This is a genomic window from Pelodictyon phaeoclathratiforme BU-1 (assembly GCF_000020645.1).
GTDB lineage: Bacteria > Bacteroidota > Chlorobiia > Chlorobiales > Chlorobiaceae > Chlorobium > Chlorobium phaeoclathratiforme.
Genome location: NC_011060.1, coordinates 551,791 through 577,231, shown reverse-complemented (window position 1 = coordinate 577,231; position 25,441 = coordinate 551,791). Strand labels below are relative to the sequence as shown.

Sequence of the window (25,441 nt, the reverse complement as noted above, 5' to 3'; positions counted from 1 at the left end):
CAGTCAACAACGTCCCCCCTCCTCCGAGCCGTACGGTCAAGAGCCCCCCGCCCTCTTCCAAGATCAGCTCTCCTTGCGGACTTCTTCGGTGTAGCCGTTGGCTTTTCACGGAATAGTCACTGTTTTTGATAGTATCCACCGATTTTTGATGAGCCAATGAACTCAATCCGCTCAGCTTCTCGTAATTGCTTGAGCCATCGTTCTATGGTTCGCTGTGTTACCTGTGAACAGTACAGCCATTTCGCCTGCTCTCTGGCCTGGATTATCCTGAATGAATGCGAATAGAGCATTTGCTCCGACTTTTGCTCCGACTTTTGCTCCCCTACTCTGCTCTGGCAGTTTATAAGTAAGCACTCAGTAACTACACGTAATGAACAACGTCCATCTTCCTCTTTTATGACACTGAATGACTGTCAATAGTACTCTACGTCCCCTATCGTTTTTTCAGTTAAAATATTTTTTATAGTTATAGTTATCGTATTTGCTAACTTAGGGCATGAGTTATGAAATCGAATACTTCCATCCCAGCATCAAAGAGGATATTGAGGAATGGCCCAGCAGCATTAAGGCTGATTACAGAAGAATTTCGCTTCTGTTAAAGTAATACGGGCCAACTGTGAGAATGCCCCACACCAAAGCGATGGGGGACGGCCTTTTTGAAATGAGGCCGAAAGGTCGAGATGGTATTAGCAGTTGCCAGAAAAAGATTAAAGGAGGTTAACAATGGATGATCTGCAATACCAGCCAGTACCATACAATGTTGAGGAGGAGATACGCAAAAACCTTCAAGACGAGAATTTTCGCAGAGAATATGAAGCACTGGAACCAAAATACGCATTGATCAGGGAGCTGTTATCTGCACGACAGCACTCAGGCATGACGCAAGAAGCTGTGGCTCTGAAAATCGGGACGACCAAAAGTGCCATCTCCAGACTGGAATCCGGCAGCAAGCATTCCCCCTCTCTTACCACACTGAGAAAATACGCTAAAGCAGTTAATTGCGAACTGGAAATCAAACTGAAACCAAAACAGCAACCGAAAACAATCTGAACATCAATTTTCGATGGAATAGCAAATTAAAGCCCAGTAACTACACCCAGTCAACAACGTCCCCCTTCTTTGAGATCGTCATGCAGAAGGATAGCTTCGGCCCATGCCTCCAGCTCACTTTCAGATGCGCGGCTTAATTTCCCGGATGCTCACTCTGGCAGCTCTCAAAAACGATGTTTCAGTTGCCTTTTCAGCAGCCGGGTTTGACCTTCTGCGTAAACCTGCCAATTCACTGACCCGCTGCGCAATTTCAACCTTGGACTGCCGCAATAATTTTATTTCGGATGCGGTCAACATCCGGGGTGTTAAGCAAATAACGTGCTTCAGACTCTGTAAGGCAGTCAAATCTGAAGCCGAACCTGTGATTCCACCAATTTTCAAGTCGTTGTCCATGTTTTAATCTCAATTGTTCAAGTGTCACTCCATCCAATATCAAGGAGTTATGGGAAGGTATACGCTGAGAGACAAGTAACATCCCCCTCAGCCCACAATCGTTTCTCATATAAAGCCGCTACGCCTTTTTAAAACGAACCAAAATCACCATTGCTTGAGTCTCAACTTACGCTGACTCAAATTGCATATTCGATAAATCCTCTTTTGTTGTTCTTGACGATACATTAAGAAACTCTACACCTATAACCGCATCGTTTTCATCATAATCAAAAATCACACCCGGCCTCACTTCTTCAGATTCGACTATCTTATTTTCATCAAGCCGAAAATAAAGGGTATCAGTTTCCTTATCAACTGTAATTTTCATGCTTTCCCCCTTAATCTACGATCAAAAAATGCTGTTACACCCTTGTTCGGAATCACATCTACATTAACCACAACTCTTAACCATCTGTTTTCATTTTCAACAATTTTTTTCAGATAATGCCTTGTACCATCATCGTAACTCTCAATATAATCAGGATCGTTAAACGCTCGCAGCACCCAGCCGCCAGGCAGCAGGCCCAACCCAGCACCAAAAATGGCACAACCCGCCCAGCAAATACACCCAGTCAACAACGTCCCCCTTCTTCAGCCCGGATTCCGTAAGGGCGGGGTACCCCCGCCCTCTTCTGACATCAGCGATCAGCTCTCCTTGCTGACTTCTACGATATAGCCGTTGGCTTTGAGGAGGGCATGGCGGCGGGCAAGATCAAGATCATGCGCAACCATCTCCTCAACCATCTCGTCGAGCGTGATTTCCGGCACCCAACCCAGATCAGCCTTCGCCTTTGCCGGGTCACCAAGCAGCGTCTCCACCTCCGCAGGACGGAAGTAACGCGCATCAACCCGGACAATCACACTCCCCTCACGGAGCGATGCATACGGAGTGGAAAGGTTCTCAATAACGCCAATCTCCTCTCGCCCCTCCCCTTCCCAGCGAATGGAGATCCCAAGCTGCGCCGCCGACTTTTCAATAAACTGGCGAACACTGTACTGCACACCGGTCGCAATCACATAATCCCTCGGCAACTCCTGCTGCAGCATCATCCACTGCATCCGCACATAATCCTTCGCATGGCCCCAGTCGCGCAAGGCATTCATGTTGCCGACATAGAGGCACTCCTCAAGCCCCTGGGTGATATTGGCAAGACTCCGCGTAATCTTGCGCGTCACAAAAGTCTCACCCCGCCGCGACGACTCATGGTTGAACAAGATACCGTTGCAGGCGTACATCCCGTAGGCCTCACGATAGTTCACCGTAATCCAGTAGGCATAAAGCTTCGCCACAGCATAGGGACTGCGGGGATAAAAGGGGGTACTCTCCCGCTGCGGAATCTCCTGCACCAAACCAAAGAGCTCCGACGTCGAAGCCTGGTAAAAACGGCTTTTCTTCTCAAGCCCCAGAAAGCGAATCGCCTCAAGCAGACGCAGCGTACCCATCGCATCAACATCAGCCGTATACTCCGGCGACTCAAAACTCACCGCAACATGACTCTGCGCACCAAGATTATAGACCTCATCAGGCTGCACCTCCGAAATAATGCGAGTCAGATTGCTGCTGTCGGTCAAGTCACCATAATGGAGAAAAAGCGACGAGTGATGAGAAACCGGAGAGCCCTCATTTTCAATATCATGACGATCACGATAGAGATGATCAATCCGCTGGGTATTAAACGAGCTGGCCCGCCGCTTGATACCATGCACCTCATACCCCTTCTCAAGCAGCAGTTCCGCCAAATAAGAGCCATCCTGCCCGGTTATACCGGTTATAAGAGCAACTTTCATAGAAATTTAAAAATGAGAAGAATGTTCATGAAGAAGAAAATCCTTATACGCCAGCCTCAGCCCCTCTTCAAGCCCCACTTTCGGCTGCCATCCAAGATTGTTGAGTCGGCTGCTGTCCATCAGTTTCCGGGGTGAGCCATCAGGTTTCGAGGCATCAAATGCAATACCGCCCTGAAAACCGATAACCATTGCAATAGTATCGGCAAGTTCACGAATCGTCAGCTCCTTTGCCACTGCCCAACATTGATATGACTCAGCATAGGCGTGGTATTGGCGTCGAAGATCGATTTATCGAGATTCATGACGTGAATGCATGCTGCAGCCATATCATCAACATACAGAAACTCCCTCAGTGGCGTACCGGTACCCCAGAGCGTCACAACAGCATCTCCGCTGACCATAGCTTCATGGAAGCGACGGATCAGCGCGGGAATAACATGGCTGTTTTCAGGGTGATAGTTGTCGCCGGGACCATACAGATTCGTCGGCATGACACTGCGAAAATCAGTGCCATCGCTCTCCCCATACTGCCGGTTATAACTTTCACAAAGCTTGATACCCGCAATTTTAGCTATAGCATAGGGTTCGTTGGTTGGCTCAAGCGGCCCGGTGAGCAATGCGCTTTCCAGCATCGGCTGGGGGGCCATCCGGGGATAAATACAACTTGACCCAAGAAACAGAAGCCTTCGAACACCCACCCGCCATGATTCATGGATAATATTGGCCTCCATCATCAGATTCTGATAGATAAACTCCGCAGGAAAACTGTTGTTGGAATAAATCCCCCCAACTTTTGCTGCAGCAAGGTAAACCTGATCAGGCCGTTCATTCTCGAAAAAGACCCTGACTGAAAGCTGGTCAGTAAGATCAAGCTCGGCATGAGTTCTGAGAACAACCTGCTGCCTGCTGAGACCACTTGCCTGTAATTGACGGAGAAATGGACGAACCAACCATACCCCGATGACCGGCTATGTATATCATCCTATGCTCCCCATTAACCCATCACCATGAATAATACTTTCCCCGATTATAACAATTTATGAGTTGCATTTCAAGTCAAAGAACCAAACCCATGCTGCATCATAGCAATCATAGCTGTTTTCACTGCATCAATCAGACGCTTTGTCAATGATGGTAGAGTAGTATTGTGAATTTTATGAATTATTCCGCATTCCTTCAGAAGTGCTTCTGTGAATTTTTTCATCGATTAGGATATTTCTGATTTTTTAGATAAACTTAACGGGTTATTATAGGAAAATATATTTTCCATATTAAACGAACTGCCATGCTTATGAAACATTTCAATCTCAAAAAACTCGCAATGCTTGGGGTTTTACTCTCGTTTTGGCCTTGTTCGGCCAAAGCATTTGAGTATTCTACGCTCTCATTTCCGAATAGTCATCCGAAGTCGTTCCTCACTCCTACTGGTTGGGGAGCCTCAGACGGAACAATTTTTTTTGCTGTTGGAGGAACTTCTCCTGCGCCGTATAGCGATAAGAACGATGGCGGGGTGATGGCGGGCATCGGAATCGGCAATCCCTATGAAAATGCTGGATTTCATGTCGGGGTAGTCAATTATGATCTCAGTGACTGGAATCGTATAGGCCTTGTCATGCAGCTTCACCGCTATCTTGGGTCGGGCAGTTCAATTGCCGTAGGCGCAGAACATATCATGCTTACTGGTGATGATCTCTCTGATGCGGATGAAAGTTACTACATCGTCTTCAGTCAGGGATTACTTGACAAGGTACAGGTCAACCAGGAGACCAGTCGCACGAAACTGCACTACAGTATCGGGGTTGGTAATGGTCGGTTCAGCGAAAAGAGTCCCGCTGATGTTGCAAACGGCAAAGGAGAAGACGGAACCTGGGTTTTCGGCAACGTTGCCTATGAGCTTTTTGACAATTTCAACGTTATCTGTGAATGGAATGGCATTAACCTCAGTGCGGCTGTCGGGAAAACGTTTTTTATCAACAATTCCGTACCGGTAGCTGTTACCGTAGGCCTTGCTGATTTAACAGAAAATTCTGGTGATGGTGTCCGGCTTATTGCCGGGGTGAGTACTGCAATATGGCGTTAATTCTTAATTGTTCATACCATGAAGAAAACACTTGCATTTACCCGGATTTGCCTATTAATCGGGATGACGTCCGGCATCTTGCAGACATTTGTTTCGGGAGTACTTGTATCCGAAGCCTATGCAGCTTTTGGAAGCGGAAATGCGTCGGATACACCTCCGATACCGCCACCGCCGCCGCCACCGCCGCCGCCACCACCACCGCCACCACCGCCGCCAGCACCAGCGCCGCCGCCGCCGGCACCTGCGCCGACGCCTGTACCTCCAGTACCGGAGCTGGATCTCAGAGGTGGAGCTCGCGGTTAATTGGCACACAGAAGTATATGTTCCGGGTCTATTTTTGTACTCTGAATCTTGCCTTATGGCTTGTCACTTTTCTTAATGCTGCATTCGCATCGGAGATACCAGTCTCCGATGCGAGCTTTGTGGCTATGTGGGTCACGAAGGTAGGGGATAACAAAAAATATCCATTCATTATTCTCGACAAGAAAAACGCCCATCTTTTCGTTTATTCTCCGGAGGGTAAACTAATCGGCGATGCGCCTACTTTACTTGGTATGAGCACAGGAGATATCTTGCCTGACGGCATAGCAGGCAAGCCACTTTCAAAGATACCCGAAAAAGATCGTATTACTCAAGCGGGGCGTTTTTTTGCACGTAAAGGTTATGACAGCCACGATAAAGTGGTTCTCTGGGTTGATTTTGCAACCCAACTTGCCATCCATGAGGTGATCAATGTTCCTGGACAACATCGTCTGGAAAGACTCGATTCACCGACGGCAAAAGACAATCGTGTCTCCTGGGGGTGTATCAATGTTCCTGTCGTGTTTTTCCAATCGACACTCATGGGTACCTTCAGTTCCGGCAAGGGATACGTCTATATCCTGCCTGAAAATTTTCCTGTAGCCGAGTTCTTTGGTATTAAGGAGTAGATCGCAGGGTATAAACATCGGATCATGACTGTTCTCAGGATTCTCCACTCTCATCTATCCACACCACAAAAATTTATAGCAAACATATACTACTGTTGTCAAAAACGAATAGGATTTACCATAAAAAATAGCTATAATTCAATTAAATACTTGACGCAGATCAGTTGATTAATGTTAACTTTAGTACTGACGTTTACAATGGTGCTGCTGCTTCTACAGATTTCGGTTCATCTCAGTTTTGGAATAAAACATTTAGTAGGAGCGGTGAATCGATCACGAATTTAAAAAATTCAGATGGAGACGGGAGTACTGTATCATTTGTTTATGATCCTGATGGTGTTGGGACAATGAGTCATTCAGAATCTGCATTTTACACTGGTACCAATCCTGCGGATGATAATTTGATGGGAAGTTATATGTATTACACAGGCGCACATCCTCTAGATCATATGACCTTTGGGGGACTTGTAGCTGGTGAAAATTATGAACTATATATCTATACTCAAAGTGAAAATAACGTTGAAATACCTGAACAATTAATATTTAGAGTTAATGATGGTTCTTATGTTACATCCACTGCAAATAATGGAAAGACAGGCACCTTTACTCCAGGATTGAATTATGTGTTAGGAACTTATTCTGCAAATAGTTCAGGCCAGTTAGTAATTGATTATGCCGCAACAGGTACAAGTAATAGAGTTGTAATAAACGGCCTTCAGCTTCGCGGACCAGCAACACCGGAGCCAGCCAGTCTTGTGCTCCTCGGTATCGGAGGTCTTTTAGGTGCGAGAAGGCTGAAGAAAAAGTCTGGTAAAACTTCAGTTCCAGCAGTGTGAAATCTTTTTTTGTTTTTTTTCTCTTTGCCTTTGTCATCGCTGGCTGCTCCCCTCATGCTGGCGATGGCAGTGATGGCCGGGTTGCTGCGGTTGTCAACGGTGTTGAAATTACCCAGCGTGAAGTCGATTTTCTCTATCAGCGCGCTTCCGCACCGGGAGCCAGTGAATCGGTAAAGCGCGATCAGCGCCGGAGCATTCTGGCTGGGTTGGTTCGTGCTGAGCTCCTTGCCCAGCAGGCTGCGAAGATGAAGCTTGACCAGTCACCTGAGTTCCCCATTGCCCTCTATAATGCCCGTCGCGGTGTTCTTGCAGGGTTGGCCGAAGCAAAAATTGTATCAACAGCCAAGCCTCTCTCCCAGGAAACGATCCAAACAGTAGTAGCCTGAAAGTCGGATAAAGCGCACACATTAACTAAAAAAGATCGCCACCTGAGCACTATTTCAAAAAAAGTTGTGTTTTTTCCGGAGAAGTTGTGTTTTTTTTAGAAAAACCGCGCTTTTTTCTTGCTTTTTAACGTGTACGTATGTATAATAAGGAAAACACTTTAAAAAGGAGAATACCCCGTGTCTAAACCAGTAACTGGAAAAACTCACGTTGGCGAACGGCGTGAAAGGCGCCCGAATGGCGATATTTACATCTATGAGCGGGTTACAGGCTATAATGAACGAACCAGAAAGACCTATACCGTCAGTCAGAAGCTCCAAGGGAAAATCAAGTCGGGAACACAGGAGATAATCCCTACACGCCCGAAAAAAAGCAAAAATGAAGGGGGCTTGGTTGGTGCGCTACGCAGGCACAGTGGCCTCACGGATCTTCTGGAGTGGGTCGGTAAAGCCTCCGGCATTGACGATGACGTGCGTTCTTCGTTCAGCGAGGGCGACGCTGCCAAGATTCTCTCTATTGCGCGTTACTGGATCGGTTCCGGCGGAAACACCTTGCCACGCCTTGAGGGTTGGCAGGTAATGCACTCCCTTCCCTACAGCGAAGTTATCACTGAAGACGTTTACAGTGACTTGTTCAAATGTGTCGGGTGCGACGAAGACCGCGTGCAGCGCTACTTCTCCTTCCGGGCGGATCGCCTGGGCAAGGCACCTGTGCTGGCGTTTGATTCGACCACGATATCGACCTACTCCGAGAACCAGTCGGAAGCACGGCATGGGTTCAATAAGGATGGTGACGGACTGAAAACCATCAAGCTTCTAACCTTGTATTCCGTAAAGGAACGCGAGCCGTTAGCATTCGCCAAGCAGCCTGGCAATGTTCCGGACGTCATATCCATTGAGAACACCCTGAAGCAACTCAAGTGCTTTAACCTTGAGAAACCCTTGATCGTTACCGATAACGGCTACTACAGTGAGGGGAACATGATGAAATTCGCCTTGCGCAACATGAAATTCCTTACTCTGGTTGACCCCAATATCACTTGGGTTCGCGAGACGGTGGATGCGCTTCGGGAGACGCTGGCGGGCATGTCGAGCACTTGCCAGTTTGATCCGTCGGTTTGCGGCGCCACGGCGATGAGAATGCACGAGTTCGGTCGAGTGCGCCAACTGTCGCGAAACGGCCAAGCTGAGCGGAGAAGAAGAGAGGTTCGTGCGCCGCCTTTTATGTCCATGTCTTCTATTCCCCTAACAGCGACACCAAGAAGCAGCTCGACTTCCGCAAGGAGCTGTTTGAACTCAAAGCTCAAGTAGAAGATGGGGTGATGGAGTTCACGAAATCTGCGCAACGAAAAATCGAGCGATATCTGATCTGCTCAAAAAAGGGGCGTGGTGGACAATTGAGGGTCGGTTTCAACGACAAGGCCATTGTCGAAGCGACGAAATACTTCGGCTATTTTGCGCTCGTCAGCAATCAGGCCATGAAGACCTTCACAGCGTTGGCAGACTATCGATTGCGTGAAAAAATAGAGGAGATCTTCGCCGTGGTGAAGGGAGGCCTTGATGGAGCAAGGCCGCGCACATGGCATCCAGACAACCTGCGGGGAAGGCAATTCGTACAGTTTGTGTCACTGGGGTATCATTGCTTCCTGACCAAGAAAATCAAGGAAATGCGGGCAGAGCTTGGAAAGAACGGAAGCGAAAAAACCAAAGCACTTGTCAATCTCGAAAAAAAATTGGAACAGTGGCTTGAGCAACGATCTCTCGCTCAGATTCTGGATTGGTTCGATTGCATTGAGACGACTCAAGTACGAACTGTCATGGGCAACTACCGCTGGTCTACTGAATCCGTAGCCAGAGATCGGCTGTTCCTGAAATATCTGGGAGTGACCTCATGATAGTGTGCGCTTTATCCTACTTTCAGGGTAGTAGAAGAAAATCCCAATCTGTTTGCCCAAAGAAAATTGCTCGTTTACGAAGAGGTGATCATTCAGGGCGTTAATGTTCCATTTCTGCAGTCATTGAATGCTTCTGTCGGGAAAGGAGCCTCATTGACAGCATTGCTCGATAACGTTAAGAATAAGTCGATACCATTCCGACGAACTACGCGAACGCTCGCTTCAGATCAAATCGAACCGGCAATTCTCAAGATATTAAGCACAGCAAGAGCAAATGTTCCGGTAGTCATGCGAGTTGAAGACAAATTCTCCATGATGCTGATGCTGCACACCATTGTGCCCATTCCGCTGGAGGGTCAAGCAGCAGAGCAGGCCGCAGCAAATCTGATCAATGCTCAGCAACGAAACATTGTATTTACACAAAAAATGACTGAGGTGGTTGATGCTTCCAAAATCAGCTATTTCGGCGAATTTAAACCTGACGCCCCAGGAACAAAAGGCAAACAGCAGGCGATTACCCTCCCGACCCCGGACCCGGCTCGAGCCACAAGCAAAATGTACCGGCAAATTCGCTTTGCGGCACTGCTGAGCTTCTCTTTTACCGTTGCAATGCTGCTGTTAACGGCTTCAATGTGTATTCAGAGAGGCACTCTATGGCTTCCACGGCTCTGGCCAGCTCGAAAAAAAGAGACTCCAATGCCATATGACTACGATGTATATATGACATCGCATATTGTTGAACTGACTCTTATCGCTATTGCTGTATCGGTTCTCTCCGCCCTTGGCTATCACCTGTATCTGCTTTGGAGTATCATTCCCTTCTGGATGATGGCGGTCGCTATTATAACCGGAATTCTTGTCGGAACAGGTAGCAGTCGAATCTTTGCCCTTCAATTTGTTCAACGCACAATGGAACGGTTTCACTGGATACCCGTTGTAGTATTCAGCTTGCTTATAGCAGCAACTGTGTTCGGAACCATGCGAATTGTCCACTGATGAACATTCGACCTCACGCATCATGGTTTCCGTGGCTGCTGTTTGCTCTTATGGCTTTTCATTCCGCTGCGCGATATACACTCTTTAACCCCTCGTTTGGCAACAGCGATGAACCGTTGTTGTATGTCATTCTTGTTGTCGTGTTATGGATTGAGCGCAGCAGTATCACCGTATCCCTGCTTGGCCAAGGAAGAGGGAACCTTCTCTCAGGCTTGGCTCTTTTAGGTTTCGGCTGGGTACTCTATACCGCAGGACGTCTCTACCCTGCGATGATTCTTGAAATCTGGGGGCTCTTTGTCATTGCTGCCGGTTTGCTGGGAACTCTGGCTCCGGAGCAATACAGACGATCAGCGTTTTTCATTGCCCTTTCCGGAACGATCATTGTCCTTATCGGGTGGATTGCTCCGCAACTGCTATCGTCCAATTTAGCATTAGCCATTGCAACGGTATCAGCAAAAATGATCAGTGCAACCCTTTTTCCTGTTGTCGCCAACGGCGTCATCCTTTATTTCGGTCCATACAGCGCTGAGGTGACCAAAGCCTGCTCAGGCATGAACTCAATTTTTTCATTAACCGCACTCTCTGTACTCTATCTGCGAGAAAGCGCACAACGCAAACCATGGCACATCCTTGTCCTCGTTGCTTGCGTTCTTCCTGTTGCCATTCTCACCAACCTCTTCCGTGTCATATCGCTGGTATTGGCAACACAATATATCGGCGAAAATTTTGCTCAAGGGTTATTCCATGATATGACCGGTATATTCGTCTTTATTGTGGCACTGCTCATTCTTGCCCTGATCGATCGATTTTTGTTCCAAGCCTCTAAAGGTTATAAGCAAACAGGAAATAAAGCACATGCGGATAACCAGGTATAGCGCATTGGCCATAGCAACCGGTCTTTTGCTCCTCTCATCACTACTCTTGGTCGAAGCAAGAGAACACCTCACCTTTAAGGGAGCTCCACCCGATCTTGAACGATTGATAAGAGAGCACCCCGATGGCTGGGCACCTCTTTCCGGTCACTCTGTTGACTCAGAATGGAGCAAATCGCTTAAAAGTGACTATGATTTGGTTACAACACGCACCTACCAGTACCCTGACGGAAAAACCGTTTCCATGCTGATGACCTGGAGTCGCGACGGCATCCGCCGTGCTGGTCATCTACAACAGGTATGCTATCAGGTTGGTGGATCTGAAATCGGCACACCTAAGCAAGCATCAGTGACAACAAAAATGGGAAAGCAGGAGGTGATTACCTTTACCGCACAACAAGGCAACAGGGTAGAAGATGTGATGTACTGGAGGATAACAGGCGGGAAACTGGATTTGGGAACGAATCAATCGCTTTTCAGTGCGACACGTATTGACAAGATGACTCGTCTGATACGTTCAATGCTGGGCACCATGCCCGACAATATCATGATAAGGGTGTCAAGTGAGCGCCCTGCACCGGATCAGCCTGCAACAGCTCATATTGATTACATCAGGGAATATCTTGAGAGTCTTCCTGCGAATGACCGAGATTTGATTATGGGCACTCATGATTGAAAACAATAATTTATCTTTTAGCCTCTGACATAACCTCCTGTAGCACTTTGCAGGTTTTTTCAATATGCTCCTGCTCAAGCGTCGGATGAACCAGAAACATCAAACTTGTCTCCCCCAGCTCTTTCGCCACCGGCAACCGCTCCGCCGGCCTCCACCCCGTCCCCTCGAACGCCTTCTCAAGATAGATCTCCGAACACGACCCCGAATAACACGGCACCCCTTGCGCATTGATCTCCGCCATCACCCGGTCGCGATCCCACCCATCCGGCAACGCCGACGGCACCACAAACACATAACACTTATAAGCCGCATGCTCCGCCCAATCCGGAACATCCGGCACGCGCAACCACGGAAACAGCCGTGCTGTATTCCATATCATCCCCGCATACCCGCGCCGTTTTGCGCTCCACTCCGGCATCCGCCGCAACTGAATCCTGCCGATAGCAGCCTGCATCTCGAGCATCCGGTAATTCGAACCGAACGACTCATGCAACCACTGAAAACTCGACTGTTCTGTATTTTCATACATTTCATTCACAGCACGCCACGACTTCCCGTGATCCTTATAAGCCCACATGGCATCCCGCAACGCACGGTCGTTCGTCGTCACCATACCGCCCTCGCCTCCGGTGGTCATAATCTTGTCCTGGCAGAATGACCACGCCCCTATATGGCCGATAGATCCCACAGGCCTCCCCTTATATATTGCCCCATGCGCCTGCGCGCAATCCTCTATCACCAGCAACCCTCGCTCACGCGCCAAATCTATAATCGGATCCATATCGCACGGCATACCCGCAAGATGCACGCAAATTACCGCCTTCGTCCGCGGAGAGAGCACCTGAGCGACCGTATCGGCGGCAATATTCTGCGTATCGCGATCAACATCCGCAAACACCGGCACCGCACCCGTAGCCACAACGCACGACGCTGAAGCGATAAACGTACGAGGAGTAACCACCACCTCATCGCCCAAACCAATCCCCAAAGCCTTCAAAGCCACCTCAAGCGCAAGCGTCCCATTCGCAAGAGCAACAGCATACTCGCACCCTGCCCACAAAGCAAACTCCCGCTCAAACTCCCGACACTCCTGCCCAGTCCAGTAATTAACCCGATTAGACAAAACCACCCGAGAAACCGCCTCAGCCTCATCAACACTAAACGAAGGCCAGGGAGGAAATGAAGTATTCAACATATATCGATTACAACATATGTTTCTTAAGCCAGAGAAATAGGAACGGAGTATCGCTTTTCATCGTAACCCGATCTCAACCTCCTTCTCGAAGCAGCTTCTCCATCTCCAGCAACTTCTTCGACCTCGCCTTGATTCTCTTTGCCGGAGAGCCGAAATAGACCCCCCACTCATCTAGCGAAATACTGACAAGTGAAAGCGCTCCTACCGCTGAACCTTCTCCGATCGTAACACCCGGCAGAACAACGCTGCCCGATCCGATAAGCACATGCCTGCCCAGATTGACCGGTGCGACTTTAACACTTTTGAAGCGCTCGGGAACTGTTGCGTTCGTTAACGAATACCCTGTATAGTCATCCGTAACCGAATAGATTCTCACCCCCTGCGACAAACCGCAAAAATCCGAAATCGTTACGCCACCCGTGCCACTTACATGGCATCCACCTCCGATATGCACGTGATCTCCGATATCGAGGTACCCTTTATTGACCGCAATAAACACCTGTTCATCAATCTGGATGTTATTCCCCAGCGAAATATTCTCAAGCCCGACGATAGTACAGTTTTTTGCAATCTTCACATTCTTCCCGACAGACATGAAGCCCATGTTCATGAGTTCTTCGCTCTCGAAGAAACCCTTGTAAAAAGGGTTATCGGTATGGCGCTGCTTATCTGACATAAAAATGAATTATTTATTCAGGCGGTAGCGCCTGCATCCACCGTCAAGGTCGTTCCAGTCACACTCGATGCTTTCTCGCTCAACAAAAAACTCACAGCATGAGCGGCATCTTCAACGGTAGCCAGATGCCCAAGTGGAGAACGGCGCCTGACCGACTCAAGCTTCTCTCCCTGAAGCGACGATGTCATATCGGTTTCCATAAACCCCGGCGCAAGGGTATTGACAGTTATATTCGCTCTGCCTACTTCACGAGCCAGCGACTTCGTCAACCCCGCCATTGCAGCTTTCGTCGCTCCATATACGGAAAGTCCATTGAAACCGGTAGAGGCAATAATCGAAGAAACATTGATAATCCGCCCCCCCCTGTTCAGCAGCATGGGACGCAACAGGTACTTGGTCAGCAGAACCGGCGCCTGTAGGTTGATCGTTATCAAATCGGCAATATCCTGTTCATGCAGCGTCGCAAGCACTCCATCGGTACCGATAGCCGCATTGTTCACAAGCCCCCAGGGCCTACCATGCCGTTTCACGATACCGACGGCAAACGCATGAATCCCCGCCGTATTAAAAAAATCATATGGTTCAAATACAATACGCTCAGGAAAGCTCTGCAGCAACGAAGCCAACGGCTCGGTCATGGTGCGGCCGACAGCAACAACCTTATACCCGTCAGCTATGCATTGCCGGGCAATGGCAAACCCCAAACCGCGCGTAGCGCCTGTAACAACAACAACTTTCATCATATCAGCCTTTCGCGTTTTCCCGCCGCGGTTTCCTCCAGTCCGCTGACAAACCGAAGGACACCCGGTATCTGCCAGTTCTCCAATGCAGATCGGCAATAACTTAAAATATTTCCCCTTATCACAGCCTTATCAACCCCTGGATCGAGCACAATATCCGCCGCAACGATCTGCCCCATCATGCTGCTTTTCTTCCCGTAAACATAGACATCAAAAACGCCGTCCACACGCCTGATATGCTCTTCAACATACTCAGGCATAACCTTATTGCCGCCAACGTTTAAAGACCCGGAAGCCCGCCCTGAAAAAAACACCCGATCGCCAGCGACACAAACAAGATCTCCGGTATCCAGATAGCCATCGGCATCGAGCCGTCCCGCTACTTCCTCCCCCTCGGGAACTGTTGTCGGCCTGACCAGAAGATGCCCGTCGCCGCGAACCTTCATCGGAACAGATTTACGTTCATCTTCAAGCCAGGCCGCAGGAAACCCGGCCATGCCGTCATGAACGGAAAAGCCAACTCCAGCCTCTGTCGATGCGTAAATATGAACAATTCTTGCTGAAGGAAAACAATGCCTCAACCCATCCAGAATCTGCTGGTCGGCTATTTCACCTCCGAGCGTTATCTGCCGTAATGGACATTCCTTAATGTCGCCAGCCATCAGCAACTTCCGCAATAGAGATGGCGTAGCCGAGAGCGCATTGACACCACCCGCAACCAAACCCTCAACCTGCCTGTTAAAATCATGCGATGAAGAAACGCTCAGCATAGAACCCGATAACAAGGCCTGCAGAATAACCTGTAAACCGGCAAAACGGCAAGGATCGTAAAGCAACCCCCAGATAAAACCGCGACCCTTTGCAACATCTCTTTTTACAGTACGGGAAAGGGATGCAAGGGTATGACCGATCAACTTCGGAACTCCGGTCGTTCCGGAGGTCGCCAGCAACCACTGCGTTGCATCGGCATCCGCAGAACCGCACCCTTCCCGGCAATCCGGCAATGCACGAATACCTTCACCGTCCATCCTGTGAGTGCAACCGGCAGCCAAAACAAGACGATCTCCTGATGCTGAATCCGCAGATGCCGGGAGCAGCAGCATCGCCCCGGCCCTGCCATCGAATGCCGCAAGAGCCGTTATCAGATCAAAAACCGCCAAACCGCAGAGTGCAATCCGGCTCCCCGACGTAACGGAAGATCTCCGGAAAAGCGCATCGGCATTTTCGAGTAGCTGATCAACAGTAAGCCTTGCCTCTGCTGACAATACAACCGTTTGCCCGCCATCAAAACCCTCAAGAATAGAGGATAACGCCTCAGCTTTCATGAAGCATAGCGCTCGTAAACAGCCACAAACTCTCCCAGTGTCCTCGGATAGACCGGTTCATCCATCATGGAAAAGGGATCGTACTGCAGCTCCTCCTCCAGACGAGCTACAAGAATAGCGAACCCCAGAGAATCAAGACCGCTCTCAAGCAGAACCGTATCATCGGAAAAATCACTGACAACTGACCAACCGTATTCGGCGGCCATTTCGCGAATAATGGCCACAATTTTCTCTTTCATGATGACCTCGTTTCAATTTCATGCGCCGGATTACCAATAATTTTCAGGCCATACCCAATCATTTTCACTTTTGGTTTTCTGAACCCTGAAAAAAAGGCATCGTCTCGGTACTGTTATGATTGATCCCTTTCCGCAACACCACATTCAGCATGGTTATGGCCAGTATCCTGACATCGAGCCATAACGACCGGTTATCGACATACCACACATCCAGAATGAACTTCTCATCCCAACTGATGGCATTACGTCCATTGATCTGAGCCCAACCGGTCATTCCCGGTTTCACATCGTGGCGACGATTCTGTTCCGGAGAGTACCGAGACAGATACTCCATCAGAAGCGGACGTGGACCGACAAGGCTCATATCGCCTTTCAACACATTGATCAACTCCGGGAACTCGTCGAGGCTGGTCGCACGAAGAAACCTGCCAAGTGAAGTCAAGCGCTCTTGATCTGGCAACAAATTGCCTATGTCATCCCTTGCATCGGTCATCGTCCGGAACTTGCACATTCTGAACGGCTTCCCATGCCTGCCCGGCCTCACCTGCGTAAAAAACAGCGGGCTGCCATGAAAAATCCGGACCAGCAAAGCAAGAACCAGCAGGAACGGCAGAATAACAAGAGTACCGGGAATCGTAAGCAGCAAATCGAAAAGACGCTTGACCATACAACAACTTATTTTGCTGACTGTCTGAAAATAGCGGCAAACTTTTCAACCCCTACATTCAGAGATAACTTAGACTTATAGTACTCTTTGCTCCGCTCTGTCATAGCATTCCGTTCTGCTGAAGATAACGAAAACAGCTTCAATGCCGCATCTGCAATAGATTCGGGGTTCTCGGGCTCAGCGATAACGCCGCAACCGGCGGCTTTCACCAGATCGGCTACATCTCCTTCAACGGCCATAAGCAGCGGCTTTCCAACAGCCATGTACGCTTGGGTCTTTGAGGGTATGGTTATGGTAAACAGCGGGTCTTTTCTGAGATGAATCAGAAGCGCATCGGCCTTAGCGAGAACCCCTCCAATCTCAGCCATCGGCACAGGCTGAAGAAAACGCACGTTGTGCAAGTTCTTCTCATGTGCGAGACTTTTCAGATTATCGACCTCAACTCCTCCGCCAATAAACACAAAGCAGATTTCCGGAGCCTTTTTCTGAACGATCTCTGCCGCAACAAGCACGGCATCGAGCGCCTGGGCTTTCCCCATATTACCGGCAAAAACAATGGCAAAGCTCCCTGAACCAAAGAAATCTTTCGGAATCTCCCCTGCAGGATTACCCATCGATGCTTCATCGCACCAGTTATAGATCACATCTACCTTCCGTTCGGGAACGCCCCGTTCGACAAGCAACTTCCTGAAACCCGGAGAAAGCACCACAATACGGTCAACAGAGCGATAAACCAATTTACAGATCCTGCCTACAATATCGAGCGCACGGGAATTTGAAACCATTCCCGTAGCCCGCAGGGTATCGGGCCACATATCCTGAATATCATAAACAACGGGCACCCGACGGAACAGGCGGATGAGAGAAACCGCTATCCCGACGGTCAGTGGCGGATGGTAGGCATACACCACATCCGGTCTCTTTGCCCTTAACACTCCATAAACAAGGGCAGAGACCGCAAAGCTGACATAATTCAGTACACGACCAATCTCACGTTGATCATGACTGGGATAGAGGGGAACACGAGTAACCAGTACCCCTTCAATTACTTCTTTCTTATACAATTGAATTTTATACCCTGGATATATTTTCCCTCCAGGATAATTTGGGAACCCCGTAAGTACCTCTACCTCAAATCCCTGTTTTTGAAGCTCCTTGGCAAAATACAAGCCTTTGTAAGTCGGTTCAGGATCAAACCACTGGGTTAACAATAATATCCGCACATATCAACAAAAAAACTTTTAAACAGAATCCGATATACATTCCCTGCTTCTGGACATCCAATACTCCACCTGACACAAGGCCTTGTAAAATCCGTAACGCGCCTCTTATCTGTTCAATCCAAAATCAAAATCATTTTCTCATCTTCAATCGTAACACTTCACACTTTGCACGTAACACAATCTTTTAGCAACCCAATGCATGGTAACACATTAGCCTCATCAGGAACTACTACCCCATATCCTGCAGACGAACCAGCCTGCAACCATGCTGAATCTCCAACTATTACCCCGCCAGCAAGCTGAACACCAACACCAAGATGAGCAAAGTCTTCAAGCCGACAGTGATGATCCGCCGAAGCATTCACATTCACAACACATCCACTGCCAAGAACAGCCTCAGTACCAACAACAGCACCGGCCATAATGCAGCAACCTTCTCCAATAACAGCACGAGACGAAACAAAAGCCGCCGGATGAATGATTGACGGCAGCATAAATCCTGATGCTTTTGCCTTACCGAAAAGAGCCTTGCGCACCCGATTGTTACCAATAGCAACAACAAGTGATTCAGCTCTATCAGAAAAAACGGAAATATCCTCCACTGCGCCTAAAACAGGATAATCCCACACCTGCTTTTTTTCAGGATAACTGTCATCAATAAAACCGGCAATCTGAAAGTTTCCTCTCAACTCAATCGACTCAGCAACAGAACGCCCATGCCCCCCAGCCCCAACAATCAATATTCTTTCCATACCAACCCCAATTCGTGCTAATCCGTGTAATTATTGGACAAACTCTTCTCTTGCCTTAATTCAAGGATTTAATCCCTGAATTAATCCAAAACAAGGCTGGATATTGGAGCAACAAAGCTGAAACAACAAACAGCCTTAATTTCCTTTTCGCGTCAATTAGCGGGCAAAACTCTTCCTCTTCATCCCAATCCCCGGTATTGCTATGAGATCTCTCCCGATGGTCGAGATGACAAAAGGGGGCGTAAGTAAGGGATGAGAAGAAAGTAAGTACAGGCTAACACCAAATCAATTCGTTTCTTAATGAAAACTCGGCAGTTGTTTTTATCGTCAACGTACGAGAAAACCAACTGCCAATTTCTTTTTCGCGTAAATTCGTGTAATTCGCGGGCAAAACTCTTCCTCTTCATCCCAATGAGATCCCTCCCTAACGTGGGGATGACAAGTAGAGGCATTCGGGATGACAAAAAACAATTCACCTCTTAATGCAAAACAAGGCGGGATACTGGAGCAGCGAAGCTGAGCCAGTAAACCGCCTTAATTTCTTTTTCGCGTAAATTCGTGTAATTCGCGGGCAAAACTCTTCCTCTTCATCCCAATGAAATCCCTCCCTAACATGGGGATGACAAGAAGGGGCGTAAGGGATGATGAAAAGAAGGGAATTCGTGATGATGACAGAAAAAGATTCGTAATGAAAACCTCTTCCCATTACCTAATCCCCATTCCCCACTTTCCACTACCCACTTTCCCCATCAACTCTCCTTGCTGACCTCCACGGTATAACCATTGGCTTTGAGGAGGGCGTGACGCCGGGCGAGATCGAGATCGTACGCTACCATCTCCTCAACCGTCTCGTCAAGCGTAATTTCCGGTACCCAGCCAAGATCTGCTTTCGCCTTTGCCGGATCCCCAAGCAGCGTCTCCACCTCCGCAGGACGGAAGTAACGCGGATCAACCCGAACAATAACTGAACCAGTACTGAGTGCTGAGTGCTGAATACTGAGTGAATCAACAATACCGACTTCGTTGATGCCGGTGCCTTCCCAGCGAATGGTAATCCCAAGCTGCGCCGCCGACTTTTCAATAAACTGGCGAACACTGTACTGCACACCCGTCGCAATAACAAAATCCTTCGGCTGCTCCTGCTGCAGCATCATCCACTGCATCCGCACATAATCCTTCGCATGGCCCCAGTCGCGCAAGGCATTCATGTTACCAACATAGAGGCACTCCTCAAGCCCCTGGGTGATATTGGCAAGACTCCGCGTAATCTTGCGCGTCACAAAAGTCTCACCCCGCCGCGACGACTCATGGTTGAACAAGATACCGTTGCAGGCATACATCCCATAGGCCTCACGATAGTTCACCGTAATCCAGTAAGCATAAAGTTTCGCCACAGCATAGGGACTGCGGGGATAAAAAGGGGTACTCTCCCGCTGCGGAATCTCCTGCACCAAACCAAACAGCTCCGACGTCGAAGCCTGATAAAAACGGCTTTTCTTCTCAAGCCCCAGAAAGCGAATCGCCTCAAGCAGACGCAGCGTACCCATGGCATCAACATCAGCCGTATACTCCGGCGACTCAAAACTCACCGCAACATGACTCTGCGCACCAAGATTATAGACCTCATCAGGCTGTACCTCCGAAATAATGCGAGTCAGATTACTGCTGTCGGTCAGGTCACCATAATGGAGAAAAAGCGACGAGTGATGAGAAACCGGAGAACCCTCATTTTCAATATCATGGCGATCACGATAGAGATGATCAATCCGCTGGGTATTGAACGAGCTGGCCCGCCGCTTGATGCCATGCACCTCATACCCCTTCTCAAGCAGCAGTTCCGCCAAATAAGATCCATCCTGGCCGGTTATCCCGGTAATAAGAGCAACTTTCATAGAAATTTAAAAATGAGAAGCATGTTCATGAAGAAGAAAATCATTATACGCCAGCCTCAGCCCCTCTTCAAGCCCCACCTTCGGCTGCCATCCAAGATTGTTGAGTCGGCTGCTGTCCATCAGTTTCCGGGGTGAGCCATCAGGTTTCGAGGCATCAAATGCAATACCGCCCTGAAAACCGATAACCATTGCAATAGTATCGGCAAGTTCACGAATCGTCACCTCCTTGCCACTGCCAACATTGATATGACTCAGCATAGGAGTGGTATTGGCGTCAAAGGTCGCTTTGTCGAGATTCATGACGTGAATGCATGCTGCAGCCATGTCATCAACATACAGAAACTCCCTCAGTGGCGTACCGGTACCCCAGAGCGTCACAACAGCATCTCCGCTGACCATAGCTTCATGGAAGCGACGGATCAGCGCGGGAATAACATGGCTGTTTTCAGGGTGATAGTTGTCGCCGGGACCATACAGATTCGTCGGCATGACACTGCGAAAATCAGTGCCATCGCTCTCCCCATACTGCCGGTTATAACTTTCACAAAGCTTGATACCCGCAATTTTGGCAATGGCATAGGGTTCATTGGTCGGCTCCAGCGGCCCGGTCAGCAAAGCGCTTTCCGGCATCGGCTGAGGCGCCAGCTTGGGATAGATGCAACTGGAGCCAAGAAACAGGAGCTTTTGAACCCCCACCCGCCAGGCCTCATGAATAATATTGGCCTCCATCATCAGATTCTGATAGATGAACTCCGCCGGATAGCTGTTGTTGGCATGAATCCCCCCAACTTTCGCCGCCGCCAGATAGACCTGATCAGGCTTTTCACCCTCAAAAAATGCCCGAACAGCCGCCTGAGAGGTAAGATCAAGCTCAGCATGCGTTCTGAACAGCAGATTATCCGAGCTGAGCCCCCCGGCAAGCAGGTTTCGCACAATGGCAGAACCAACCATACCCCGATGACCGGCTATGTATATTTTTTTATGCATAAATTTTAATGCGTTACTCCATCGCCCTTGACTGCCTTGAAAATGGTCTGAACTATTATTTTCAGGTCAAAAAGAAAGGAGCGATTTTTAAGATAATACTCGTCAAATTCAACCTTTACCGGTATCGGCAATTCATCACGGCCGTTAATCTGTGCAGGGCCAGAAAGTCCAGGAGTCAAAATATGCACCCCTTTTTCAGTACGCAACGCTATCAGATCATCCTGATTGAACAACGCCGGACGAGGGCCAACAATACTCATATCTCCTATCAGAATGCTCCAAAGCTGAGGCAGTTCATCAATACTCGTTTTCCGGAGAAACTTGCCGATGGGTGTAAGAAATCTGTCAGGATCTGACATAAGGTGAGTTGCAACAGCCGGAGTCTCAACAAGCATGGTGCGGAACTTCGGCATCCTGAAAAGAGCATTGTTCTTTCCAACTCGATCCGACCAGTAAAGTACCGGGCCTCTCGACGTAAGCTTTATGAACAAAGCCACAATAAGCATCGGCATACCGAACACAAGAAGAGCCAGCAGCGACATGGTGATATCAAAAAGTCGCTTCATGAACAATAAAAACAACAGATTATCAATGGATATTACTTTTTATGCACTGCGTTAAAAGCATCAGCCGTTTTTTGTAACGCTTCATCAACAGTAACGACAGGCTTCCAACCAAGAAGATCACGAGCTTTCGAGCTATCCACCTGTAACGATCCAAAAAGACGTTGGGCAACAGCACCCTTCCCGAGCAGGTTTGCGGCAAACTGCATCACTCCAACCGGAACAGGAATTAATCGAGCTGGCTTACCCAGAGCACGCCCCATCCGCTGCAGCAGCTCTGTCGTGGAGAGATCTTCACCGTCCGAAACAAGAAAAGTCTGATTAACCGCTTTCGGATGATCAATACAGGTTACAATTAAATCAACAAGGTTATCAAGCGCCACAAAACTACGTTGATTATGAACAGCACCCAACGGAAGCGGAACTCCCCGTTCAAGCCAGCTCATCATAGATGCAAAATTTGCCTTAACACCTGGGCCATATACCAATGGTGGTCGAATAATTACAACCTCCATACAGGTTTCTGATGCAAGCTCAAGTAAACCCTGTTCCGCCTCATATTTACTGATACCATAAGGATCCTGCGGATCAAGCGCATCGCCATCAGAAAAAGGATGACCCAAAAGCGTAGACTCACCATTAACCTTGATCGAACTTACAAACACAAAACGCCGAACACCAGCCAATGCAGCCTGCTTCGCCAGATTAAGTGTTCCAGAAACATTCACCCGACGAAATTCAGTAAGGGGATCAGCCGCCTCATCGCGCATCACATGCACACGAGCTGCGAGATGAACAACAACATCTACATCATTGAGGGTATTTTGATAATTTGCAGAGTTAGACAACGGTGGTACAATGACCCACTCAATCTCTGAAGACGGTAACCGTGCGACATCCTTTTCATCTAATAGAACGGCAACAAACTTGACATTCTGAAGGATAAGCTGCTTTACAAGGCTTGTACCGAGAAAGCCTGTCGAACCAGTAAGCCAAACGTTCATGCTGGCCTTGCAAAAAGCTGCGACACTTTGCGAAAATATTTCGAATAGACTTTAAAGATATTCGTATCAATGCCATTATCGGTGCAAGCCCGTAGAATTTCACGATTCAAAATCCAGTTACTTTTCAAGTTTCGCGTACTGACGCCACCTGTTCGCATCCGAACAATGACGTCAGACATATAGAGATAATTTACCCTGTGACGAGCCATAAAACGAGCCATCAGCTCATAATCAGCAGAAATACGATAATCGGTAGCAAACAGACCATAACGCTCATATATCTCCCTTCTAACAAAAAAGGTTGGATGCGGTGGCATCCAACCCCAGGCAAACTTTTCAGGAGTAAATCCAGCTCCCGAGTAATAACGCACTACCTGATTTACATTATCAGATTTTACGTAAACCAAATCAGCAAATAAGGCATCTGCACAGCTTTCTTGAAATAACTTCGTCACGTTTTCAAGAACCTGAGAATGGGCATATATATCATCAGAGTTCAGGATCCCTATAATATCACCAGTTGCAAGTAGAATCCCTTTATTCATAGCATCATAGATACCCTTATCCGACTCAGAGACTAACTTGACTGCGGAATGTTGATGCTTCTTGATCTCTGATAATGTTCCATCAGTCGATTTTCCATCGATAATAATATGCTCAAACGGCGGCAGACTCTGGCCTGCCACTGAAGAGATACAATCAGCAATAGTCGTTTCATTATTTCTAACAACAGTAACAATAGACATGCTTAACATATCAACAAATAAGCCTCAGCTTTCCAATTTAACACCCAACACTTTATCAATCGCCATCACAATATTTGCATTTGTATCCCGCATATACCGTTTCACCTCAAACACTTTAGCGTCTACCAAATATCGGTACCAGAATCCTTGAAGAAAATGAAAGGCTGTACCTGCCTGACCATCAAGAAAACCCATCCGGATTACATACCGATAAAAAAAATAGGTAAATGCACGAAATCCTCCAGGAAGTCGCGCATATACCTCTTCCTTCAGCCAGCGCTTCACTCCAGTCTGTTTGCCATTACGCAAACTGGCAACAGAATCATGAGGCATAAAACCATATTCCAGGTTCAATAAATCGACGGCTTCCCTGCTTGCATATTTATTGTGCTTCTCTGTCCACCAAGTAAGCGAATTAAGGCTATCATCAATCATTTCGCCATTAAAATCAACGGTCGGACCAGCAACTTTGATGTGTTCATCCATCCAACGATTTTCACACTGACCACGTCCATAACGAAACAGACGCAAAACACGTGCTGGAAAAACGCCACCATGACGAATCAATCTGCCCTGAAATGTCATACGACGACTACAATACACTCCATCGATCTTCGTTCCAATACCCGGTAGAGTGGACTTAATTTCAGCAATAAGATTAGGAGTCAAATATTCATCAGCATCAACACGCAAAACCCAGTCAGTATCAGCAGCAAGTTGGGTAAGTGCCCAGTTAAATTGAGCTGCATGGCTAACCCATTCATGCTGAATTACTCTTGCCCCATTTGCACATGCAATATCCAGTGTTGCATCAGTTGAAAAACAATCCGCAACAATTATTTCACTTACAATACCTTTCAAACTGGCAATGCAGCGTGCAAGATGTCGCTCTTCGTTAAAAGTCAAAATAATGGCAGTGATTTTCATTTTTTTGTAGCAATAGCAATCATCGATTTTGCCAATACCGGTATGCGCCCCACCCGTTTAAACCGGATATTCTCAAAACCCGCTTCCAGTAGTAACTGAGTCAATGTTTTCATCGACCAGAATTTAATATGACCGTAATCCCAGAGTGCTGTAAAATGGGCATCCATCTTACCTGTAAATGCCAAGGCAAGATTCTTCCAGTAGCCATGATAAGGTGTTGAAAGAATAACCGTTCCACCGTGTTCGCATAAAGAAAAGAGCGTGGCGGCATATTCTCGAGGAAAATAAACATGCTCGACCACTTCAAAACTTGTAACAACAGGGAATGCTCCATAGCACTCATATAAATTATCATATGCGGAGCCTGGAAATAATTTCAAACCTAAACTGAGCGATTCGTAAAACAGCAACCCATCCAACGTCAGAAATACAGAAAAGAAAAACAATTGAGACAAATTATAGCCAAACAGCCTGAAGAATCCTGATTTTATACCAAAAAAGATTATTCCAGACCCAATTGCTTGTCCATTTTCTGAACAGCAAGGCACTCATTTTAAAAATATTGTGA

Annotated in this window: 29 protein-coding genes and 2 pseudogenes; 9 read left to right on the top strand and 22 right to left on the bottom strand. The window is 47.9% G+C overall.

Translation table 11 applies throughout. The features are described from left to right. Positions 1-116: 116 nt before the first annotated feature. Positions 117-290 (bottom strand): hypothetical protein, encoded by a 174-nt coding sequence (locus tag PPHA_RS15845; protein ID WP_190274018.1) that lies wholly within the window; start codon positions 288-290, stop codon positions 117-119. A 433-nt stretch (positions 291-723) separates the two neighbouring features. Here PPHA_RS15845 and PPHA_RS02950 point away from each other — a divergent pair, with 433 nt between their 5' ends. Then, positions 724-1,050, top strand: a complete 327-nt coding sequence (locus PPHA_RS02950) for a helix-turn-helix domain-containing protein (RefSeq protein WP_012507397.1) — start codon at positions 724-726, stop codon at positions 1,048-1,050. Between the two features lie 120 nt (positions 1,051-1,170). Here the strand turns inward: PPHA_RS02950 and PPHA_RS15840 are convergent, their stop codons facing one another. From PPHA_RS15840 to PPHA_RS15835, 6 genes and pseudogenes are all read right to left on the bottom strand, one after another. Then, on the bottom strand, positions 1,171-1,443 hold the full coding sequence (locus PPHA_RS15840; RefSeq protein ID WP_190274017.1) for a hypothetical protein: 273 nt from the start codon (positions 1,441-1,443) through the stop codon (positions 1,171-1,173). Positions 1,444-1,609: 166 nt separating this feature from the next. After that, on the bottom strand, positions 1,610-1,810 hold the full coding sequence (locus tag PPHA_RS02940; RefSeq protein ID WP_012507396.1) for a DUF2283 domain-containing protein: 201 nt from the start codon (positions 1,808-1,810) through the stop codon (positions 1,610-1,612). Then, complete coding sequence (locus PPHA_RS02935) at positions 1,807-2,058, bottom strand: DUF4258 domain-containing protein (protein WP_223293970.1); 252 nt, start codon at positions 2,056-2,058, stop codon at positions 1,807-1,809. Before PPHA_RS02935 ends, PPHA_RS02940 begins: the two co-directional genes overlap by 4 nt. 69 nt (positions 2,059-2,127) lie before the next feature. Next, entirely contained in the window at positions 2,128-3,270 is a 1,143-nt protein-coding gene (gmd, locus tag PPHA_RS02930; protein ID WP_012507394.1) for a GDP-mannose 4,6-dehydratase, read from the bottom strand. Positions 3,271-3,276: 6 nt separating this feature from the next. Further along, positions 3,277-4,251 (bottom strand): annotated as a pseudogene (locus PPHA_RS02925) (GDP-L-fucose synthase family protein). Between the two features lie 70 nt (positions 4,252-4,321). Then, the gene (locus PPHA_RS15835; protein WP_190274016.1) at positions 4,322-4,474 is read right to left on the bottom strand and encodes a hypothetical protein; all 153 of its coding nucleotides are present in this window, start codon (positions 4,472-4,474) and stop codon (positions 4,322-4,324) included. An 87-nt stretch (positions 4,475-4,561) separates the two neighbouring features. On the opposite strand from PPHA_RS15835, the gene PPHA_RS02920 reads away from it, so the two are divergent. The 8 genes and pseudogenes from PPHA_RS02920 to PPHA_RS02880 all read left to right on the top strand — a co-directional run bounded on the left by PPHA_RS02920 (position 4,562) and on the right by PPHA_RS02880 (position 11,937). Next, positions 4,562-5,350, top strand: coding sequence for a hypothetical protein (locus PPHA_RS02920; RefSeq protein WP_223293969.1), 789 nt, complete (start codon positions 4,562-4,564; stop codon positions 5,348-5,350). Then, on the top strand, positions 5,341-6,279 hold the full coding sequence (locus PPHA_RS15830; protein WP_012507392.1) for a hypothetical protein: 939 nt from the start codon (positions 5,341-5,343) through the stop codon (positions 6,277-6,279). The genes PPHA_RS02920 and PPHA_RS15830 overlap by 10 nt, the downstream gene beginning before the upstream one ends. A 164-nt stretch (positions 6,280-6,443) precedes the next feature. Continuing rightward, the gene (locus tag PPHA_RS02905) at positions 6,444-7,115 is read left to right on the top strand and encodes a PEP-CTERM sorting domain-containing protein (protein ID WP_041526396.1); all 672 of its coding nucleotides are present in this window, start codon (positions 6,444-6,446) and stop codon (positions 7,113-7,115) included. Beyond that, positions 7,112-7,501, top strand: coding sequence for a SurA N-terminal domain-containing protein (locus PPHA_RS02900; protein ID WP_012507390.1), 390 nt, complete (start codon positions 7,112-7,114; stop codon positions 7,499-7,501). Before PPHA_RS02905 ends, PPHA_RS02900 begins: the two co-directional genes overlap by 4 nt. 177 nt (positions 7,502-7,678) lie before the next feature. Beyond that, positions 7,679-9,393 (top strand): annotated as a pseudogene (locus PPHA_RS02895) (IS1634 family transposase). Between the two features lie 66 nt (positions 9,394-9,459). Continuing rightward, complete coding sequence (locus tag PPHA_RS02890; RefSeq protein ID WP_012507389.1) at positions 9,460-10,389, top strand: hypothetical protein; 930 nt, start codon at positions 9,460-9,462, stop codon at positions 10,387-10,389. Beyond that, complete coding sequence (locus tag PPHA_RS02885) at positions 10,389-11,264, top strand: exosortase/archaeosortase family protein (protein ID WP_012507388.1); 876 nt, start codon at positions 10,389-10,391, stop codon at positions 11,262-11,264. The genes PPHA_RS02890 and PPHA_RS02885 overlap by 1 nt, the downstream gene beginning before the upstream one ends. Further along, complete coding sequence (locus PPHA_RS02880) at positions 11,245-11,937, top strand: EpsI family protein (RefSeq protein ID WP_012507387.1); 693 nt, start codon at positions 11,245-11,247, stop codon at positions 11,935-11,937. Before PPHA_RS02885 ends, PPHA_RS02880 begins: the two co-directional genes overlap by 20 nt. 10 nt (positions 11,938-11,947) lie before the next feature. On the opposite strand, the gene PPHA_RS02875 is transcribed toward PPHA_RS02880, so the two are convergent. The 15 genes from PPHA_RS02875 to PPHA_RS02805 form a co-directional block, all read right to left on the bottom strand. Further along, on the bottom strand, positions 11,948-13,132 hold the full coding sequence (locus PPHA_RS02875) for a DegT/DnrJ/EryC1/StrS family aminotransferase (RefSeq protein ID WP_012507386.1): 1,185 nt from the start codon (positions 13,130-13,132) through the stop codon (positions 11,948-11,950). A gap of 73 nt (positions 13,133-13,205) precedes the next feature. Next, on the bottom strand, positions 13,206-13,808 hold the full coding sequence (locus PPHA_RS02870) for an acyltransferase (protein ID WP_012507385.1): 603 nt from the start codon (positions 13,806-13,808) through the stop codon (positions 13,206-13,208). 17 nt (positions 13,809-13,825) lie between these two features. Further along, on the bottom strand, positions 13,826-14,551 hold the full coding sequence (locus PPHA_RS02865; protein WP_012507384.1) for an SDR family NAD(P)-dependent oxidoreductase: 726 nt from the start codon (positions 14,549-14,551) through the stop codon (positions 13,826-13,828). Next, entirely contained in the window at positions 14,548-15,873 is a 1,326-nt protein-coding gene (locus tag PPHA_RS02860) for an AMP-binding protein (RefSeq protein ID WP_012507383.1), read from the bottom strand. The genes PPHA_RS02865 and PPHA_RS02860 overlap by 4 nt, the downstream gene beginning before the upstream one ends. Continuing rightward, positions 15,870-16,079, bottom strand: a complete 210-nt coding sequence (locus PPHA_RS02855; protein WP_397233994.1) for an acyl carrier protein — start codon at positions 16,077-16,079, stop codon at positions 15,870-15,872. The genes PPHA_RS02860 and PPHA_RS02855 overlap by 4 nt, the downstream gene beginning before the upstream one ends. Positions 16,080-16,176: 97 nt before the next feature. Then, on the bottom strand, positions 16,177-16,779 hold the full coding sequence (locus PPHA_RS02850; protein ID WP_012507381.1) for a sugar transferase: 603 nt from the start codon (positions 16,777-16,779) through the stop codon (positions 16,177-16,179). Positions 16,780-16,787: 8 nt separating this feature from the next. Continuing rightward, on the bottom strand, positions 16,788-18,002 hold the full coding sequence (locus PPHA_RS02845; protein ID WP_012507380.1) for a glycosyltransferase family 4 protein: 1,215 nt from the start codon (positions 18,000-18,002) through the stop codon (positions 16,788-16,790). A gap of 158 nt (positions 18,003-18,160) precedes the next feature. Further along, positions 18,161-18,754: an acetyltransferase gene (locus PPHA_RS02840; protein ID WP_012507379.1), complete on the bottom strand. Its 594-nt coding sequence runs from the start codon at positions 18,752-18,754 to the stop codon at positions 18,161-18,163. A 749-nt stretch (positions 18,755-19,503) separates the two neighbouring features. After that, positions 19,504-20,646 (bottom strand): GDP-mannose 4,6-dehydratase, encoded by a 1,143-nt coding sequence (gene gmd / locus PPHA_RS02835; RefSeq protein ID WP_012507378.1) that lies wholly within the window; start codon positions 20,644-20,646, stop codon positions 19,504-19,506. 6 nt (positions 20,647-20,652) lie between these two features. Further along, on the bottom strand, positions 20,653-21,633 hold the full coding sequence (gene fcl / locus PPHA_RS02830; RefSeq protein WP_012507377.1) for a GDP-L-fucose synthase: 981 nt from the start codon (positions 21,631-21,633) through the stop codon (positions 20,653-20,655). A gap of 5 nt (positions 21,634-21,638) precedes the next feature. Beyond that, on the bottom strand, positions 21,639-22,199 hold the full coding sequence (locus PPHA_RS02825; protein WP_012507376.1) for a sugar transferase: 561 nt from the start codon (positions 22,197-22,199) through the stop codon (positions 21,639-21,641). Positions 22,200-22,231: 32 nt separating this feature from the next. Continuing rightward, positions 22,232-23,200, bottom strand: coding sequence for a UDP-glucose 4-epimerase family protein (locus tag PPHA_RS02820; RefSeq protein WP_012507375.1), 969 nt, complete (start codon positions 23,198-23,200; stop codon positions 22,232-22,234). Further along, on the bottom strand, positions 23,197-23,946 hold the full coding sequence (locus PPHA_RS02815) for a glycosyltransferase family 2 protein (protein WP_223293966.1): 750 nt from the start codon (positions 23,944-23,946) through the stop codon (positions 23,197-23,199). The genes PPHA_RS02820 and PPHA_RS02815 overlap by 4 nt, the downstream gene beginning before the upstream one ends. Positions 23,947-23,970: 24 nt before the next feature. Beyond that, positions 23,971-24,873, bottom strand: coding sequence for a glycosyltransferase family 2 protein (locus PPHA_RS02810; RefSeq protein ID WP_012507373.1), 903 nt, complete (start codon positions 24,871-24,873; stop codon positions 23,971-23,973). Beyond that, positions 24,870-25,421 (bottom strand): methyltransferase domain-containing protein, encoded by a 552-nt coding sequence (locus PPHA_RS02805; RefSeq protein WP_012507372.1) that lies wholly within the window; start codon positions 25,419-25,421, stop codon positions 24,870-24,872. Before PPHA_RS02805 ends, PPHA_RS02810 begins: the two co-directional genes overlap by 4 nt. Positions 25,422-25,441 lie beyond the last annotated feature (20 nt).